The organism is Marinobacter similis (genome assembly GCF_000830985.1).
In the GTDB taxonomy this organism is placed as follows: Bacteria; Pseudomonadota; Gammaproteobacteria; order Pseudomonadales; family Oleiphilaceae; genus Marinobacter; species Marinobacter similis.
In genome coordinates, this window is sequence record NZ_CP007151.1 from 3,333,480 (window position 1) to 3,352,301 (window position 18,822).

Here is an 18,822-nt window from a genome sequence, read left to right on the forward strand (position 1 = left end):
GGATGTGGTATGTCTGATACTGCTGTGCAGCAATCTGCTGCCTTCGACTCCGTTGCAGCCGAGTCCGTTACAGAGGGATCCTTGCTGGATCAGGTCATGGCCAACAGCCGCATGGCCCCGGCCGATGAAGGCTACGACGTGGCTCGCAAAGGGGTAGCGACGTTCATCGCCAACCTGTTGAAGAGCGATGAAAAAGGTCAGCCGGTCAATAAGGCGCTGGTGGACCAGATGGTGGTGGAACTGGACCGCAAGATCAGCGCCCAGATGGATGAAATTCTCCATGCGCCCAAGCTGCAGGAGCTGGAATCGTCCTGGCGTGGGCTGAAGCTGATGGTCGATCGCACCGATTTCCGGGAGAACATCAAGGTGGACGTTCTTCACGCCACCAAAGCCGAGCTGTTGGAAGACTTCGAGTTCGCTCCGGATGTCACCCAGAGCGGTTTCTACAAGCATATCTACGCCACTGAATACGGCCAGTTTGGCGGTGAGCCAGTGGGTGCCGTGATTGGCAACTACGCGTTTACGCCGTCCACACCGGACATCAAGCTGTTGCAGTATGTGTCCTCGGTGGGCGCCATGGCCCATGCGCCATTCCTTTCCTCAGTGGGCCCGTCCTTCTTTGGGGTCGACAGCTATCAGGAGCTGCCGGCGATCAAGGAACTGAAGGCCGTGTTCGAGGGCCCGAAGTACGCCAAGTGGCGTTCCCTGCGAGAATCCGAAGATGCCCGTTACCTGGGGCTGGCTTCACCTCGTTTCCTGCTGCGCGTGCCCTACGATCCATCGGAAAACCCGGTTCGTAGCTTTAACTACAGGGAAGAGGTCTCCGGTGACCATGAGCACTACCTGTGGGGCAACACCGCTTACCTGCTGGCGACGCGTCTGACTGAGAGTTTCGCCAACTACCGCTGGTGTCCGAACATCATCGGACCGCAGAGTGGCGGTGCGGTTGAAGATCTGCCGGTGCACCTGTTCGAGTCTTTTGGACAGCTGGAATCCAAGATTCCGACCGAGGTTCTGATTACCGACAGGCGCGAGTACGAAATGGCGGATGAAGGTTTCATCGCGCTGACCATGCGCAAGGGCAGCGACAACGCCGCCTTCTTCTCGGCCAACTCGGTGCAGAAGCCCAAGCAGTTCCCGAACACCAAGGAAGGCAAGGAAGCAGAGACCAACTATAAGCTGGGCACTCAGCTGCCGTACATGATGATCGTCAACCGCCTGGCGCACTACATTAAAGTGCTCCAGCGCGAGCAGATCGGGTCGTGGAAAGAGCGTCAGGATCTGGAGCGAGAGCTTAACACCTGGATTCGTCAGTACGTCGCCGACCAGGAAAATCCGCCGGCTGAGGTCCGTAGCCGACGTCCGCTGCGCGCCGCCCAGGTGACTGTCTCCGACGTAGAAGGCGATCCGGGCTGGTATCAGGTGTCGCTGGCCGTTCGGCCGCACTTCAAATACATGGGGGCCAATTTCGAGCTGTCGTTGGTAGGCCGACTGGACAAGGATTGATCCGGTGTTTGGCAGTGCCAAGGCTGATCCCGTGACCGGCCACCGTGGCAGCCTGTTCGAGCGACTCGAGCAGGCCGGCGCACCGGCCGGGCAGGGAATGGCGGAAGTAACTCATGTGGTGGAATCCATCAAACGGCATCTGGTTCGGCTGCTGAATGCCCATCCGGGCAACAGTGCCACCGTTCCTGATCTGGGGTTGCTGGATTTCAACGATGCCACTTTGGGAACCCACGATCTCAGTATTCAGGTTCGCAGCGCTATCCGGAACTGTATTGAAAAATACGAGCCCAGAGTGAAGCGGGTGGATGTGGTGACCTGCCGCAGGGATCCGACCCATTGCAGCTGCGATTCCAGGTAACGGTGTACCTGAATGTGGGGTCTGAAGCCGAGAAGACGACCATCGATTTGTTATTGGATGACAAGCGTTACTACCGGGTGGTGTAACGAACACGGACGTTAGGGGAGGCCGGAATCCGGAATCCGGCCGCCTCGGGCCCTCGATTGGTGCAGTGGTGTTATGAAGTTGAACCGATTTTACCGAGACGAACTGAGCTTTCTGCGGCTGCAGGGCCGGGAATTTGCGGATGCACACCCGCAATTGACCCGGTTTCTGTCCGAGCAGAGCACAGACCCGGACGTAGAACGCCTGCTGGAAGGCTTCGCTTTCCTGACTGGAAAACTGCGCGAGAAGGTTGAGGACGAATTTCCGGAGTTGACCCACTCGCTATTGAACATGTTGTGGCCCAATTACCTTCGGCCGGTGCCCAGTTGCACCATTATTCGCTTTGATCCGCAGCTTCATGCGATCAGTGAACGCCAGCGCATTGACCGCGCTACCGAGATAAAAAGTCGGCCCCTGGGCGAGGCTAACCGCCAGACCCAATGCCGGTTTCGGACCTGTCGCGACGTCGAGTTGTTTCCGGTCAGCGTGGCCGGAGCTCATGCTGAACATTCCCGGGAAGTGTCGTCTGTGACGCTGGACCTGGCCGTGCACACCGACCAGCCGCTCAATGCCATGGGCCTGAACACCTTGCGCTTCTACCTTGGCGGCGACGACCACACCGCGGAAACACTGTATCTGTGGCTTAACCATTACCTGACCCGCGTCGAGCTGAAGGTGGGGGAGGCCAGTTACAGCTTGCCGCCCTCACTGCTGCAGCCAGTGGCTTTGCCGGTGACGAGGCTCTGCTGCCGTACCCCAAGAACGCCTACCCGGGTTACCGCATCCTGCAGGAGTACCTGAGTTTTCCGGAGGCTTTCCGATTTGTGGATGTTTGTGGCCTGGCTGCGCGCCTGCCGGCGGTGCAGGCGGACGAGATCAGACTGCAGTTTCACTTCAGTCGGATCTTGCCGCCGGATGCCAAAGTCCGGGCGGAAAGCCTGCAGCTGTACTGTACGCCTGCGGTCAATCTGTTCAGCCACGAGGGTGAGCCGGTTGACCTGAGCGGGCGCCAGACGGAGTACCGGATCTTGCCGTCCAGTCGATCCCCTGAACATTTCGAAGTGTTTTCCGTGGCCCAGGTCGAGGGTTGGCTGGAGGGCCGGTCTGGCCGGGGCGAACCGCGGATCTACACGCCGTTCGAGAGCTTTCAGCACGAAGTGGAGCGAGACCGTGGTCGGACCGCCCTGTATTACCGGCTTCGGACCCGGGAGAGTGTCCGGGGCGATGGCTTTGATCATTACATTGCCTTCGTGCGCGGTGACGAATCCGAATGTCTGAGCCGTCAGGAAGCGGTCTCGCTGACGCTGACCTGTACCAACCGGCAGTTGCCGGAGCAATTGGCAATCGGTGACGTCTGCATGGCCACTGAAACATCGCCGGCGTTTGCTTCGTTCACCAACGTCACCCGACCCACCGCCACTCTGCGTCCGACCCTGGATGGCAGCCTGTTGTGGACTCTGATCTCCAACCTGTCGCTGAACTACCTGTCGATGTTGGACGTGGACGCACTGCGAACCGTGCTCCGGGTCTATGATTTCCGGGCCTGATGGACCGGCAGGCGGAGCGGGTATTGCAAAAACGACTGGCGGGCATCCTCGGCATCGAAACCGCACCGGTGGACCGGATGGTGCGGGGTTTGCCGGTTCGCGGGATTCGGTCAGTGCTGACACTGGACCAGGGTGGATTTGCCTCGGAAGGCGATCTGTACCTGTTCGGCACTGTGCTGAGCCAGTTTTTTTCGCTCTACGCGAGCATTAACGCTTTTCACCAACTGGAAGTGGTGAATTCTGACAACCAGGAACGGTATACATGGACGTTACAGCAAGGTCAGCAGCCGCTGATGTAGCCGAGCTGCAACCCGTTCTGGGTAACGCGCGGCGATACAATTTCTTTCAGCTGGTGGACCTGATTCACCGGCACCATGGTGACGACCTGGAGCGGGCCAAGGATAGCCAGCCTGGCCAGGGCCGGATTCGGTTTTCCGCGTCTGCGGGCCTTGGATTTCCGGGCAGTGATGTGGTATCCGCACTGTCGCCGGAACATGAGCACGCGCCCTACCAGATGGAAGTGAGTTTTCTGGGACTCCATGGTTCGCAGTCGCCGCTCCCCGGCTATTACCTGGACGACCTCGCCTGGGAGGCGGGCCAGAATCTCGGGGTTCGTTGCCACTTTCTCGATTTCTTTAATCATCGCCTAGTGACGCTGTTTCATCGCGCCTGGCGCAAATACCGCTATTACGTGCGTTTTCAGCCCGGGGCCTCGGATGGTTTCTCCGAACTGATCTTTGCACTCGCAGGCCTGGGCGATAGCCGGCTCCGGGAAGCCACGCCGGTGAACTGGTCAAAAATGCTGGCCTACGCAGCTGATGGCCGGCCGTAGCCGGTCGCCAGAGGTGGTCAGTGGCATCGTTGGTCACTGCTTTGATCTGGACGACGTCAGCATCGAGCAGTGGGTGCTGCGTAAGGTGGATATTGCCCGGGAACAGCAAACCCAACTGGGTGGGGCAAACGCGGAGCTGGGTAACACCACGCTCATTGGTGCCCAGGTGCGTGATCGCGGCGGCAAATTCCTGTTGCGCATTGGCAATCTCAGTCAGGAACGGTTTGCGGACTTTCTGCCCAATGGTCGAGAACACGACCGGCTGGTGAAGCTGGTGGAATTCACCACCCGCGAGCAACTGGCCTATGACCTGGTGCTGCAAATGCGTGCCCGGGATGTCCGGCCCATGCAGTTGGGGGAGGACGTCCGAATGGGCTGGAACTCGTTCGTAACCCCCGAAAAAGCCCGCACCCGGCCCGCGGTGCGTATTCAGATCCGCCGTTAGTACGGCTGCACAGGGGCAACAGGTATGCAAACGCAGTCAGCAACCGTTTTGAGACTGAGGCTCACCAACCGATGGACACTCGGGGTGGCGCAAAAATTGAGCATTGTTTCGACGTTGGGGGTGGCTCCATCGGAACCGCCGACAACGACACCTGGCGCTTGTCGTCCCATCGCACCGGCGCTGTTGCCGGTCATGCCGAGATCCGGTTCGTTGACGGTGAATTCTGCCTGATCGACCGCAGTGGCCGCACCTACATCAACAGTGCGAGTGAGCCGGTAGGACGCGGACGCCGGGCAAGACTCAAACACGGCGACACGGTGAGCATCGGTCGTTACCGGGCTCGGGCCGAGCTAACGTTAGCTTCCAGCGAAGCCGATATGGACGAACCGGAGAGCGAACACGACCAGTTGCTCAATGGTGCATCGGCAGCACTGGTAACGGCGGGTCCGTCAAAGGCGGGCTCCGCCCATCGTGAGCCGCTGGCAGAATTATCGCCAGATACCGGGGCGGTTGGGGCGCGGGACCCTCTCAGCCATTGGCAAAGCGCTGCCGATACAGACCCAGACGATTCGTGCTGCTGGCGGACGAGCCCGGCTGGTCTGCCCGGACCGCTGCGGTAACAGACGAACACAGGGAAAACCGCGATGTAGCGCTGGGACTTCCGATCAGGAAAACAGGTGGAGACAGGATGTCTGATCCAAGCAAGGTGGCAGAGGCCCAAGAGGCGGCCGACTCGAGTCGGAATTACATCAGTGGCACGCCTTTGATGCGGGCCATGGAGACGGATCTTGATTTTGCCGACAGCGATGACATGCAGCAGTTCCTGGAGGAGGCTGGCCAAACCCTGAAAGTAGCGGTGGAAGGGCTACTGGCGCTGCACCAGGGCGAGGATCGGCGACATCAGGCCCTGCGCACGCGGCTTCAGCCGATTGAAGATAATCCCCTGCGGCTGGGTGAGCACTATCAGAACACTATTCAGACCCTGTTCGCCAGCCAGCGTAGCCCGGTCCACTTGTCGGCTCCCGCCGCGGTGCGGGAGAGCCTGGAGAGTTTGCATCACCATCAGGTCGCGACCCACGCCGCCATCAGTGAAGCGTTGGAGGCTATCCTTCACGCCTTCTCGCCAGACGCCTTGCTCCGTCGTTTTCACGGCTATCGCCGGGGTTTACGCCAGAGTGAAGACGAAGGCCGTTGGGCCTGGGATATGTACCAGCACTATTACCGTGAATTGAAATCCAGTCGTCAGCAGGGATTTGAACGCCTGTTCCAAGAGGTGTTTGACCAGGCTTACGACCAACACTTGCGCCAATTACAGAGGGAAACGCTGTCATGAAGTACTGCAAATGGAGCTTGCTGACGATCGTGCTTGTACTTGCGGGCTGTAGCACGCCGTACAACGCGGTGACCAAAACCGCCAAAGTACTCTGGGATCCGGATATTCCGGTTGGATATCCGGAAGATCAGCCCAGCCGTTGATCTGACCATGGTAGCCGAGCCGAATGTGAATCCGAACGAATCCCTGGCTCCCACCCCCATCGCCTTTCAGGTGATTGAGATGCGGGACAGCTCGCTGCTGATGGCGGGCGACTTCGATTCCCTGTTGACCAATCTTGAAGACTCCCTCGGGCAGAACTACGTCGACCATAGCGACTACTCGCTGGTGCCGGGGCAGTTCAAATTCGTTGAGCCGTTCGACATCAGCGAGGACACGCGATTCGTCGGCGTGATCGCTTCTACGCCTACCCCAATCTGTCGCAATGGAAGAAAGTGGTGAAGGTCGATCCGATCGGTGGCCGCTACCACCTGCTGGTTAACCTGCGCGAGCGGGAAATCCAACTCAAGCATTCGGATGAAACCTGATGGCTACCTCGAGTCGAGTGGTATGGAGTGATGGCTTGTTCATCAAGCCCCAGCACTTCCAGCAGCAGCAACGGTATCTCGAACACCAGATCAATGAGCGGGCCCTGGCGGTTTCAGATTACCTATACGGTTTCAGTGATCTGGAATTGAATGCCGAATACCTGAGCTTTGGCCGGATTGGCCTGGTTCGGGCGGCCGGCCTGTTTCCCGACGGCACCCGCTTCAGCCTGCCGCAGGAAGACGTCATGCCAGAACCCCTGGAAATCACTGACGCGTCAGTGGCCAATCAGGTGGTCTATCTGGCCTTGCCTTTGGCAAGCGACGCTTTGGCCGAAGTGGCGTGGCCTGATGCCCCGAACGCTGGCCGGTTTCGCGCCCAGAGTGCTGAATTACGGGATTTGCACTCGATCGATGGCGATGCCCATGCCATTGACGTCGCGGGAGTTGCGCCGACTCTGAAGCTGGAGCGGGAGGATCGCAGCGCCTACGCGACTCTGGCTATTGGTCGGATCCTCGAAAAGCGGCCGGACGGCAGCCTGGTGATGGACGCCAACTTTATGCCCACCATGCTGAGTGTGCGGGCAGCTCCGCGGTTGCAGCGGTTTGTCGGCGAGATGGCGGGCTTGATGCTGGAGCGGGCCAAGAATATCGCCGGGCGGGTTGGGGCGCCGGGGCAGGGCGGCGTAGCCGACGTCGCGGACTTCATGCTGTTGCAGATGCTCAACCGGGCTCATCCGCGTTTCGCGCACCTGGCCCGCTTGCGCCAGCTGCATCCGGAGCGCTTGTACGAGGCATTGCTCGAATTGTGTGGCGAACTGGTGACCTTCACCGATGAAAGCCGCTTGCCGGCCGGGTACGCCGCTTATGATCACGATCTGCCGGAAATCTGTTTCGCGCCGCTTATGCAGGTGCTCCGGCAATCCTTGAGTACGGTGCTCGAGCCCAGGGCGCTGGCGATTCAGCTTCAGGAGCGTCAGTACGGTCTCACGGTGGCCCCGGTCCAGGAGGGCGAGCTGTTGCGTGATGCCGAGTTCATCCTGGCGGTCAAGGCCGACATGCCGCTGGACGATCTGCGCAAGCAGTTCACCCAGCAGTGCAAAGTGGCGTCTGTGGAAAAGATCCGAGATCTCATCAGCCTGCAACTGCCGGGTATCCCGCTGGCGGCATTGCCGGTGGCCCCCAGACAACTGCCGTACCACGCGGGCTATGTGTATTTCCGGCTCGATGACCAAAGCCAGGCTTGGCAAATGCTCGACAACGCCAGTGGTTTCGCCTTTCACGTGGCCGGCAGTTTCCCGGGTCTGGAAATGCAATTCTGGGCAATCAGGAGCTAACACATGGCAGATGCATCGGTTATCGATTCGCCCTACGGCAGTCATAACGCTGGCAGCAGTGATGTCAGCGAGCTGATGTTTGCTGATACCGGTCGACATAGGCCGGGCGACGCCTCTGGATTTGCCAACGAGCGTTTCCAGCTTCGCGGCCTGGAGGACAATCGCCTGGTGGATGCCGCAACGCCACTGCTGGGCCTAGTTATCCGGGTCCGCCGACTGGCGGAGTTTCGCGGTGTTGAAGACCTTTATCAGCAAGTTGTGGATGAAATCACTGCCATCGATCGCGAGCTGATCGAGCAGGGGTATGAGCGCCGGACCGTCGTGGCTATCGCTACACCCTCTGTGCCTTTATCGATGAAGCTGTACTTGGCACTGACTGGGGGGCACACAGCGTTTGGTCGCAGCATTCGCTGTTGTCCCGGTTTCACAACGAGACCTGGGGTGGTGAAAAGGTATTCGCCATCCTGGGGCGGATGGAGCAGGAACCCAATCGCTACCGGGACATGCTGGCGTTCGTTTACCTGTGCCTGTCGCTTGGCTTTGAGGGGCGTTACAAGGTCATGGAAAACGGTCGGGAAGAGTACCAGCGAATTGTGCGGGGGCTCTACGAACAGCTTCGGGAGCTGGCCGGGGACGATGAGCAGGCACCTTTGGCCGATGCGTTGAGGAATGTGACACCGGCCCGCAATCGTCTGCGACGGGGCTGGTCGCTCTGGGGCATTGCGGGTCTATTTATCGCCGCAATGGTTGGTGTGTATTCGCTCTACAACATGGCGCTGAACGAACGCATCAAGGATGTGCTCAGCGTTCTGGAACAACTACCTAAATAAGGATATCACTGTGATTCGGGTAGAACTGCCGGCGCTGATTGGGCGCCTGAATGAGACTTGCCGGGTGGCCATGGAGGCCTCCGCGGCGTTATGTATCAGTCGTCAGGGAGCGGAGATCACCCCCGCCCACCTGCTGTTCAAACTGCTGGAAACTCCACTCTCTGATGTGCGCCAGATTGTGGTAAGCACGGGCGTGGACCATCAACAACTGCTGCCGTTGGTCGGTGACAGTCTGATGGGGGAGCGCCAGTCTGCGGAGCCGTACCCCTCGTTTTCGCCGCTGCTGATTGAATTGCTTCAAGATGCCTGGCTATTGGCTTCGGCCGAACTGGGCCATTCAGAGCTTAGATCCGGAGCGGTGTTCGTGGCTCTGCTGCTGAACGCTGACCGTTACCTGGTGCCGCCGGTGAGCCGTGCGCTGAGTGAAATCAATCGGGAACAATTACGACGTCAGTTCGATGCACTGACTGAAGGTTCATCAGAGCAGCCGGAATCGGTTGGTGACACAGCAGCGCCCGTAATGCCAGCAACTGATCTGGAAGCGCTGACCCGTTTCGCCACCGATTTCACCCAGTTGGCTCGAGACAACAAGCTAGACCCGGTGGTGTGTCGGGACGCTGAAATCGACCAGATGATCGATATCCTGTGCCGACGCCGAAAAAACAACCCGATTGTGGTTGGTGACGCCGGGGTTGGCAAAAGTGCGGTGGTCGAGGGCCTGGCCCTGCGTATCGTAAACGGCGATGTGCCCGAGCGACTGGCCAGTGTCGCGCTTTGGACCCTCGATATGGGCGCCTACAAGCGGGTGCTTCGGTGAAGGGTGAGTTCGAAAAGCGCCTGAAAGGTGTGATTGAGGCCGTTAAAGCCTCGGCCACGCCGATCATTCTGTTCATCGACGAGGCGCATACGCTGATCGGTGCCGGCAACAGTGAAGGTGGTTCAGATGCCGCTAACCTGCTCAAGCCCGCACTGGCCCGCGGAGAACTGCGGACAATTGCCGCAACCACCTGGCGCGAGTACAAAAAATACTTCGAGAAGGATCCGGCGCTCAGTCGTCGTTTTCAGCCGGTGGCATTGGATGAGCCCTCACCGGAGCAGGCCATTCACATCCTGCGCGGTCTGCGTTCAGTGTATGAGGAAGCTCACCGGGTTCTGATTGCCGACAGCGCTTTGAAGGCCGCCGCTGAAATGTCTGCGCGTTATCTGGCAGGGCGTCAATTGCCGGACAAAGCCATTGACGTGCTGGATACCGCCTGCGCCCGCATCAGCCTGAACCTGAGTACCCCACCCCGCAGGCTCAGTCATGCCCGCAGCGAGCTGCACCAGCTCACAATGGAGCAGGAACTCCTGGCCCGGGAACGCAGCCTGGGGCAGCACGTAGATGCTGACCGGGAGGCAGAGCTTGAGTCCCAGCTCCAGACCTTGCGAGCTGACGCAAAGGAGCTTGAGCAACGCTGGGAAGTTCAACGGCAGCTGGTGACCCAGCTGATCGACATCCGCCAGCGGCTGTTGTCGGATTCAGAAGCGGAAACCTTGGCGAACGACCAGGACAGCGCTGAATCGGGTTCCGATTTGAGTCAACAGGCTGCCGCCATTGAGCAGGAATTGGCGACCTTGCAGGCGGACGAACCTCTGGTGCATCCCCGTGTCGATGCCCGTCAGGTGGCAGAAGTCATCGCCGATTGGACTGGTATTCCGGTGAACCGGATGACCACCGACGAACTGCAAAAAATCACCATGCTGCCGGACTATCTGCAGGCTCACATCAAGGGTCAGGGTACAGCCATAGATTGCCTGCACCAGCACCTGTTGACGGCGCGTGCAGACCTTCGTCGACCCGGGCGGCCGATGGGCGCGTTCCTGCTGGTGGGCCCCAGTGGCGTGGGCAAGACCGAGACCGTGGTACAGCTGTCCGAGTTGCTGTACGGCGGACGTCAGTTCCTTACCACCATCAACATGTCAGAGTATCAGGAGAAACACACCGTATCCCGGTTGATTGGCTCGCCCCCTGGCTACGTCGGCTTTGGCGAAGGCGGCATCCTGACCGAGGCCATCCGTCAAAAACCTTATTCCGTGGTTTTGCTGGATGAAGTGGAAAAGGCGCACCCGGAGGTGCTGAACCTGTTCTACCAGGCCTTTGATAAGGGTGAGCTGGCCGATGGCGAAGGTCGGCTTATCGACTGCAAGAACGTGGTGTTTTTCCTGACCTCGAATCTCGGCTATCAAACCATTGTGAAGCATGCGGATGCACCCGCGCAGATTGAGCAGGCGCTCTATCCGGAGCTGGCCGGCTTCTTTAAACCCGCATTGCTGGCCCGGATGGAAGTGGTGCCTTACCTGCCCCTGAACGACGACACCCTCAATCGCATTGTCGACGACAAGCTCGAGCGGCTCGCGGCGCAGATTCGTGCCCGCTACCAAACCGAGGTTGTGTTGGAGGCCGGGCTGGTTGAGGCCATCCGCGCCAGGGCGACGCGGAGTGAGAACGGCGCCCGGATGCTGGAGTCGATCATTGAGGGCGAGTTGTTGCCACCGGTGTCACTGGCATTGCTGGAAAAGCTGGCAGCCCGGGAGCCGGTTGGCAGGGTAACGCTGAGCGTTACCGACAACTGTTTTTCAGGAACCGTCGAGTAGCGACTAGGGAACAGAATCATGGGACGGATGCAGATGGAGCTGCACACCGGCATTGATCTTGCGGTGGCACTGATCAGGCAGAGCACCTTGCCGACGCTGCTGGAGACAGCTACCGCGCAACTCACGAGAGTCTTCGGCCTGACCCGGTGCTGGGCGCTGGAACTGGATCTTAGCGGCCGCACCCTGCACTGCGCGGAGCTGGCGGAACGGGGCGAGTTTGACTGTGCCGATTTCAGTCACCCCTTCAGCCATGTCCTGCGCTCCGGGCAGGCTCGAGAGTTATCCCGGGCTGCCAGTTACCGGCTGGATCATGCGGGGTTTCAGGCGTTGTTTGATGCCAGTGATCGACCCCGGTCGCTGTGGATCGAGCCGTTGGTTGGAGCAGATGGCCGTACCCTCGGTGTACTGGTGTTGTGTCGGGATGAACCAGAGTGGAACGGGATCGTTGCCCAGCCACTGTACAACGGCTTGACGACAGTGCTCACACACCAGTGGGTAAGCCAGTTACAAAGCCGCGATCAGGTCTGGCAGCGGCGAATGCTCAAGCGGTCGCTAGATACTCTGCACGGCGCCGACAGCCTGCGCCGGGGTTGTGAGCGGCTGGCACAGGAGTTGGTAGGCAACTCCGTGGCCATGAATCAGCTCAGAGCCAGATTGTCCGTGCGGCAGGCAGCCAGCTTTCGGTATTGGTGCAGGGTGAAACCGGGTGTGGCAAGGATGTGGTGGCCCGTGGCATCCACAATCTGTCGGAGCGAGCTAAAGGGCCGCTAGTGGTCGTTAACTGTGCGGCCATCCCGGATACGTTGCTTGAAAACGAGCTTTTCGGGCACACCAAGGGCGCCTTTTCCGGTGCCGACCAAGCCAAGGATGGGCTTCTGACGCAGGCCGACGGAGGCACGCTGTTTCTGGATGAAATCGGCGATATGCCTCTGGCGCTGCAGTCAAAGTTGCTGCGGGTTCTGGAGAATCGAACGTTCCGTCCGCTTGGCGCCCAGGCCGAACAGCATTCAGATTTTCGGCTGGTGGCTGCAACGCACCAGCCGTTGCAGCGCGGGATCGAAGACGGTCGTTTCCGCCGGGACTTGTTTTACCGGTTGAGTCAGTTTCCGCTGCGGGTGAGTCCTCTGCGGGAGCGACCTGAGGATCTGGAAGCCCTGAGCCGTCATTTCATCCGGCTGTATTCCAGCCGTGAGGGTTCCGGCCCGGTGGGCATCAGCAGTCATGCCCTGCAAAAGCTGCAGGAGTACGACTTCCCGGGCAATGTTCGGGAACTGCGCAACATCATCGAGCTGGCGTGCCTGCAAACTCCCGCCGGAGACGATATCCAGCCGGAGGTGCTGCGTCTGGAGGATCTGTTTGGTGAGGACAGTGCCCAGTTCAGCGCCGAGGTTGCGCCTAAAACCCGGCCCTGTGGCCCCGATACCGAGGACATTCGCGATCTCAAGGCGGCCGCCCAGGCGTTCGAGGCCGCCATTATTCGTCAGCGCTTGGAACAGTATGGCGGGAATCGCGCCCAGGCGGCCGAGAGTCTCGGTTTACCCAAGCGCACCCTGGCGCACAAGTGTCTGAAGTATCAGGTTGTCGACCTATGAGACTTTTCACGGTCTGTATCGCGGCGTTGTTCGCCGGTTTGGTGCCGGCGCCAGCGATGGCGAATCTGATGGAGGGCGCTCGCGGCTGTGCCCAGGAGACCAACCGCTTGGAGCGCCTTGCCTGCTATGACGATCTCTTTGGCATGCCCACCGAGACTGCTCGCGAAGCACGTTTACCCCGGGGCAATCAGCCTGAGCGTTGGCGCCAGGCGTTTGCCCAGGCTGGGGAGCGACAAGCAGTGGTGTATCGCAATACCGGTGATGCTGCCGGGCATCTGGTAACCGTTGGTGCCCTGGGCACGCAGCCGCCAAGGCCCTTGCTGGTGTTGCAGTGCCACAACAACATTACCGAGCTGGCGCTGATGCTGCCGAGTGCGTTGAATGCCGAGCGGATAACGCTGGATTTAGGCAGCGGGCAAGCCGACTGGCGTGTTCGCGGTGGCGGCTACCTGGTGAGTGGCGGCCGCGGCTACCTGCAATTCGATCGATCAAGGCCATGGCGTCGGTAGCGGACATCACCCTGACGGCCAACACGTCCGAACTGGATGGCCTGGTGTTCGACCTGTCTGGTTTCAGTGACGCTATTCAACCGCTCCGCTCGGCGTGTGGCTGGTAGATACATGTGCTTGGCAGGTAGAGGGAACTGAAGATGCAGGTTGTTGTACAACATCCGTATGCGGAACAGGTGCTGGCACCGTTGAGCGGTGACCTGGCAATGGGGCCCAAACTCGAAGACGACGTGGCCCTGGAGTTCCTGGAAACCGAAATAATGAAAATGGGGTCCCTGGCCCACACCGAAATTGACTGGCAGAAGGTGGAAAGCGAGGCGCTCAAGATTCTGTCGGATCGCAGCAAGGATCTGCGCGTCCTTGGTTTCTTGATGTTGGGCTTGCAGCGGGGCGGTGATGGCGAACGTTTTGCGCTGTCCCTGTACCTATTGCAACAGGTCCTGCAAAACTGGTGGGACCAAGCCTGGCCGTACCCGGGAGATCGGGGCAAACGGTCGCGTACCATGATGTTTTCCCAGATGCTGCAGCGAAGCGGAAAACATGCCGCGGGACTGTCGTTTGATAGCAGTGTTGGCGACGGCCGTGAGTTCTGCCTGGAACTGATTGAGCAGCTGCTTGCTCGTGCTGTGGATCTGCAATTGCCCCAAGACCCCATCGGTGATCTCCGGCGGGCTGTTGAAAAATTGCCAAAAGCGAGTGAATCCGCACCCGCCGGTTCTCAGCCGTCGCACACCGAAACACCAGCGCCTGCAAGTACCGAAAGGCCGGTTCAGGCCGCCGTACCAAGTCTGGGGGCGCTGACCCTGGATCCCGGCAATGAACGGGCGACCCGGCAAAGTCTGCTCAAGGTTGCCGACCTGCTTACCAATAGTACCCCGGACAGTGCTCTGGGATATCGGATGAGGCGTTACGCTATCTGGCACGGCATCACCAGCGTGCCGCCGACCCGGGATGAGGTACGAACGGACCTGGCAGCGGTCAGCCCGGACCGGGTGGCCGAGTATCGGGAATGCCTGGATAAAGCTCCCGATGCCGACTTGTGGCAACGGATTGAGCAGAGCCTGTCGGTAAGCCCGTTCTGGCTTGATGGCCACTGGTTCAGCGCCCGCACGGCTAGCGCATTGGGTCACGAGGCCTGCGCACAGGCTATTCGTGAGGATGTGAAGGCCTTTGTCGAGCGGCTGCCGAAACTGACTGAACTGGCATTCAACGATGGCACACCTTTTCTGGGGAGCGGGGCAGCCGATTGGCTCTGGGCCGCACCAGCGGGAAGTGTAGGTAAGGGGGCCAGTGCCAACCCGTGGGAACTGGCCTTTGATCAGGCCCGGGAACTGGTGTCGAAAAACTCACTGCCTGCGGCCATGCAGTTGATGGATGAAGGGCTGGCGAAGGCCAGAGAACCGCGCGATCGCTTTTACTGGCGTTTGACCAATGCCCAGGTGCTTAAAGAGGCGGGCCTCGGCGCACTGGCGACGCAACAAATTGCAGACCTGCATTCGCAGGTTCAGGAGTTGGCGCTCAATGAATGGGAACCAGCGTTGATTCGGCAGCTGGATCGGCTGGCCTGATCAATAGAAACATCAGGGAGTTATTGCAGGAATGGAAACCATGTGGAGAAAGGTTTTACTCATTGGCGGCAGGCTGCTGCCTTACCTTCGGAGCGCCGCGCCATTGGCCCTGGCCCTGGGGGTGATTGCGTTGCTGGTAGCCACTTGGTGGCTGGGGCCGAGCTGGCCCATGAATGGCGAGTACCCTCTGGCCGCGTGGCAGATGCGAGCATTGGTAACGCTGGGTGTCATCCTGGTGGTCGCAATGGTCTGGGGCTTCATGCTAGCCAGTAGACTACGCAAAGTGGACAGCGCCAAGGCCGAAGCCGAGCAGGAACTCGAAGACCCCATCTTGCCCTATGAGCGCCGGCAGCAACGGCTGCTGGACCGTCAGCTTGCATCGTTAAAGAACAATTTACCCGGCCGCAAAGGCGTTTATCGTCTGCCCTGGTACCTGGTGATGGGTTTGGAGGACGCCGGCAAGAGCAGTCTGATTCAACGCTCGGGGCAAACCTACACGCTGACTAACGTGACCCGAAACAGCCGCGCAGATCACAACCCCATTGGTTTTGACTGGTGGATTGGCGATGACGGCGTACTGATTGATCCTGACGGTGAATTGTTGAGTCAGGGCTATGATGATGGCGCCGGGTCTGAGCTTCCTCACCGGCTCTGGCAGCATTTTATCTACTGGTTAGAACGCAATCGCCCGCAACGACCGCTGAACGGGGTGGTTTTGACCGTGGATGTGGCGAGTCTCAGCGTCACCAGTGAATCCAAGCGCAAGGCGCAGGCCATCTTGCTGCGAACGCGATTGCGAGAATTGATGGAGCAGCTAGGGTCCCGGCTGCCGGTTTATGTTTGCTTCACCAAGATGGACTTGCTGTATGGTTTTGGCCCTCTGGTGAAAGGGCTGAGCAAGGAGGAAAAGGAACAGGCGCTCGGCTTTACCTTTGCGCTGGGCGACCGGCTCGACAACGACGACTGGCTGAGCGAATTCGCCGAACGCTTTGCCGCGCTGAGCAACCGGCTTTCTCAGCGCTTGCCGGATGTGCTCGCGGATCTTCACGATGCTGAAGACAAGGCTGCGGTGTATTCCTTTACCCGCCAACTCGCTGGTTTGAAGCCGACCCTGGAAGGGTTTCTGGCCGAGCTGCTGTCCTCCGATGCGTTTTCAACACCGGCGCTGGTTCGGGGTACCTACTTCACGTCTGTGGTTCAGGAAGGTGTCCCGGAAGATGCCTTCGTGTCGGCGGCGGCAACCAACTATGGCATGGCTACGCCGATTCAGCCGGCACAACGTACGGGACAGAGTGCCAGCTTGTTTGCCCACTCCCTGTTCCCGAACATCATCTACCGGGAAGCGGGCCTTGCCGGTGATAATCACCGAGTCATTCGTCGACGTCAGCACGCAGTCGCAGCGGCAGCTGTCTTGGCCATCAGCGCTGGAGTAGGGATGACAGCGGGCTGGCAGCACTACTTTCAGAAAAACGCTGGTGCCGCTGATCAGGTTGAAAGCCGGGTACGGAGCTTCCTCGACAACTGGCAACCGGTCGGATTTGAGCCGGACGCCACCGGCCGCAATCTGCTGGAACCCTTGAGCGAACTGCGCAAAGCCACCCTTGCTTTCGGGGACCATCATGAGGAGTGGCCGGTGGTGACCGATATGGGCCTCTACCAGGGGCACCGGGTTGGACCTGCGGTGGAGACCGCCTATCTTGATATGCTTGCCTACCAATACCTGCCGGCGTTGATGTTTGGTGTCATGGGTGAAATGGGGCAGGTATCCGACGATCACACTGAGCGCCTTGATCACTTACGGGTGCTCCGAATGCTCTACGACGCCAGCGGCAGACGCAGCGATCTGGTCATTCGTTATATGCGTGAGTACTGGCAGCGCAGCTTCCCCGGCCAGAAAGACCTGCAGCGAAGCCTGCTGGAGCACCTCAGCTACGCCATGGAGCATACCGATCTGGGCGCTCTGGCCCGGGCCGGTGATGCTACAGCCACGATGGCACTGGCGCCTTTTCGTAGCAGCGTGCAATGGGCTCAGCATGAGTTGGGGCAAGTTGCTACGCCCACCCGGGTTTATCACGACCTGCAGGAGAAAGCCGAGCGGGAATACCGCGCGCCGGTCGATCTGGCTCGGACCTCCGGCCCCGCTTTCAGTGCGGTCTTCAGACAGGTGGATGAGTATGGCGAGCCAACGAACCACTCCGAATCCGACCAGCGCGACCCGCTGATGATTCCGGCTCTGCTAACCAGAAACGGCCTGGAGCAATGGTTCCTGAGGGAATCCGGTTCAGTGACAGAGTTGGCCTTGATCGATGCCTGGGTGCTGGGGCGCCGTGATAATGTCGATTTCAGCAAGGCGGACGAGGCGGAGCTGCAGAAAGGTCTGCAAACCCTCTACGCTGAGCACTATGTCGGCGCCTGGCGGCAGGCGCTCAGCCGTCTGGACCTGCACAGTTTGGAGGATCTTAATCACGGTGTGCGGATTTTGGAAAGCCTGACTAGTGGGCATAAACCATTAGCTCAGCTGCTTGGGCAAGTCCGGCAGAACACCCGTCTGTTGCCCGCGAAACAGGGCGACGAGGCCGCGGCGAGAACCCTGTTGGAACAATCCCCTCATTTCCAGATGCTGGTGGAAATTGACCGTCAGTTTGCCGACCTGAATGAACTCACTCGCAAAACCGGTGAAGAGCCAACCGGGCTGGACCAGATCATGCTCGTGGTTGGCGATCTCCATGAATACATGCGCAATATTCAGGAATCACCAGACCAGGGCAAAGCCGCTCTTGCCGCTGCACGTGCCCGCCTGGGACTGCAGGGTGCAGACCCCATCTTTACTCTTCAACGTATGGCCGACAACCAGCCTGAACCACTAAATCGCATGCTCGCCAAGTTGGCAAATGAGAGCTGGCGGGTTCTGTTGGACCAGGCTGTGGCGCAGCTTGAGCGGGAGTGGTACCGGGAGGTGTACCAGCCGTTCCAGCAGAACCTCGCCCGCCATTATCCATTCAGTGCAAGCTCCGGTCGCGACGTTGCCCTGCAGGATTTTGAGCGTTTCTTTGGACCTGAAGGGGTGCTGGATACCTTCTACCGGGACAATCTCAAGCTGTTCCTGGATGAACATCCCGAACAGGTGGGCGATGCCCGTCGCGCCAGTTTGGTTCGCCGTGATGTTCTCAACTCGCTGGAGAAGGCTGATCGGATCCGCAGGGCCTACTTCACCCGGGGCGGCTCTCTGGACGTTGAGTTCGCCCTTGAACCTTTGAATCTGTCTGCGAACAAGCGTCGCAGTGTGGTCAACCTGGATGGCCAGCTGGTGGAATTCAGCCACGGCCCCCGCCAGAGCGTTCCCCTGGTCTGGCCCAATACCCTTCGTGATAGCGTGGAAAGCCGGATAACCCTGGTGCCGATCCAGGTAAACCGATCACCCCGGAGTATTTCGGAAAACGGCCCCTGGGCACTGTTCCGTCTGCTCGACCAGGCAGATATCACAGGTGTCAGCAATAGTGCTGTGGACGTACGCTTCCAGGTAGACGATGGCGAAATGAAATATCGACTTCATGCCGCCAGTAATACCAACCCGTTCACACAACAACTACTTGCAGGGTACCGACTGCCCCGCAGCTTGTATTAGACTGGCCCCACTTCCGGGATGACAGGAGGTCACCCCGGAAGTATCGGTTCTGCCCAAGACATGTGGGAGCCCGGAAATTCAGAATGCTTCAAAGGATT

General features: G+C 59.5%; 7 protein-coding genes and 8 pseudogenes. All 15 read left to right on the forward strand.

The genetic code is table 11. The features are described from left to right. Nucleotides 1–9 precede the first annotated feature (9 nt). The 15 genes and pseudogenes from tssC (at nt 10) to tssM (ending at nt 18,724) form a co-directional block, all read left to right on the forward strand. Entirely contained in the window at nt 10–1,506 is a 1,497-nt protein-coding gene (gene tssC, locus AU14_RS15440) for a type VI secretion system contractile sheath large subunit (RefSeq protein ID WP_041342264.1), read from the forward strand. A gap of 4 nt (nt 1,507–1,510) precedes the next feature. Continuing rightward, a pseudogene (gene tssE, locus AU14_RS15445) lies at nt 1,511–1,950 on the forward strand (type VI secretion system baseplate subunit TssE). Nucleotides 1,951–2,023: 73 nt separating this feature from the next. Further along, nucleotides 2,024–3,495 (forward strand): annotated as a pseudogene (gene tssF / locus AU14_RS15450) (type VI secretion system baseplate subunit TssF). Between the two features lie 23 nt (nt 3,496–3,518). Continuing rightward, nucleotides 3,519–3,794 carry a type VI secretion system baseplate subunit TssF gene (locus AU14_RS23010; RefSeq protein WP_269079063.1) on the forward strand — a complete coding sequence of 92 codons (276 nt, stop codon included), beginning with the start codon at nt 3,519–3,521 and terminating at the stop codon, nt 3,792–3,794. After that, nucleotides 3,758–4,772, forward strand: a pseudogene (tssG, locus tag AU14_RS15455) (type VI secretion system baseplate subunit TssG). The gene AU14_RS23010 and the pseudogene tssG overlap by 37 nt, the downstream one beginning before the upstream one ends. A gap of 71 nt (nt 4,773–4,843) precedes the next feature. Beyond that, a pseudogene (gene tagH, locus AU14_RS23980) lies at nt 4,844–6,105 on the forward strand (type VI secretion system-associated FHA domain protein TagH). Next, nucleotides 6,102–6,248, forward strand: a complete 147-nt coding sequence (locus AU14_RS22090; RefSeq protein WP_236744136.1) for a hypothetical protein — start codon at nt 6,102–6,104, stop codon at nt 6,246–6,248. The pseudogene tagH and the gene AU14_RS22090 overlap by 4 nt, the downstream one beginning before the upstream one ends. Continuing rightward, nucleotides 6,217–6,546 carry a type VI secretion system lipoprotein TssJ gene (gene tssJ / locus AU14_RS22095; protein ID WP_236744137.1) on the forward strand — a complete coding sequence of 110 codons (330 nt, stop codon included), beginning with the start codon at nt 6,217–6,219 and terminating at the stop codon, nt 6,544–6,546. The genes AU14_RS22090 and tssJ overlap by 32 nt, the downstream gene beginning before the upstream one ends. An 85-nt stretch (nt 6,547–6,631) precedes the next feature. Further along, complete coding sequence (gene tssK / locus AU14_RS15475; RefSeq protein WP_041342270.1) at nt 6,632–7,966, forward strand: type VI secretion system baseplate subunit TssK; 1,335 nt, start codon at nt 6,632–6,634, stop codon at nt 7,964–7,966. Between the two features lie 3 nt (nt 7,967–7,969). Next, a pseudogene (gene icmH / locus AU14_RS15480) lies at nt 7,970–8,796 on the forward strand (type IVB secretion system protein IcmH/DotU). After that, nucleotides 8,762–11,430, forward strand: a pseudogene (tssH, locus tag AU14_RS15485) (type VI secretion system ATPase TssH). Before icmH ends, tssH begins: the two co-directional pseudogenes overlap by 35 nt. A gap of 27 nt (nt 11,431–11,457) precedes the next feature. Beyond that, a pseudogene (locus tag AU14_RS15490) lies at nt 11,458–13,022 on the forward strand (sigma-54-dependent Fis family transcriptional regulator). Nucleotides 13,023–13,165: 143 nt separating this feature from the next. Continuing rightward, a pseudogene (locus AU14_RS15495) lies at nt 13,166–13,638 on the forward strand (type VI secretion system-associated protein TagO). 33 nt (nt 13,639–13,671) lie between these two features. Beyond that, entirely contained in the window at nt 13,672–15,099 is a 1,428-nt protein-coding gene (gene tssA / locus AU14_RS15500; protein WP_041342273.1) for a type VI secretion system protein TssA, read from the forward strand. A gap of 31 nt (nt 15,100–15,130) precedes the next feature. Then, the gene (gene tssM, locus AU14_RS15505; RefSeq protein ID WP_041342276.1) at nt 15,131–18,724 is read left to right on the forward strand and encodes a type VI secretion system membrane subunit TssM; all 3,594 of its coding nucleotides are present in this window, start codon (nt 15,131–15,133) and stop codon (nt 18,722–18,724) included. Nucleotides 18,725–18,822 lie beyond the last annotated feature (98 nt).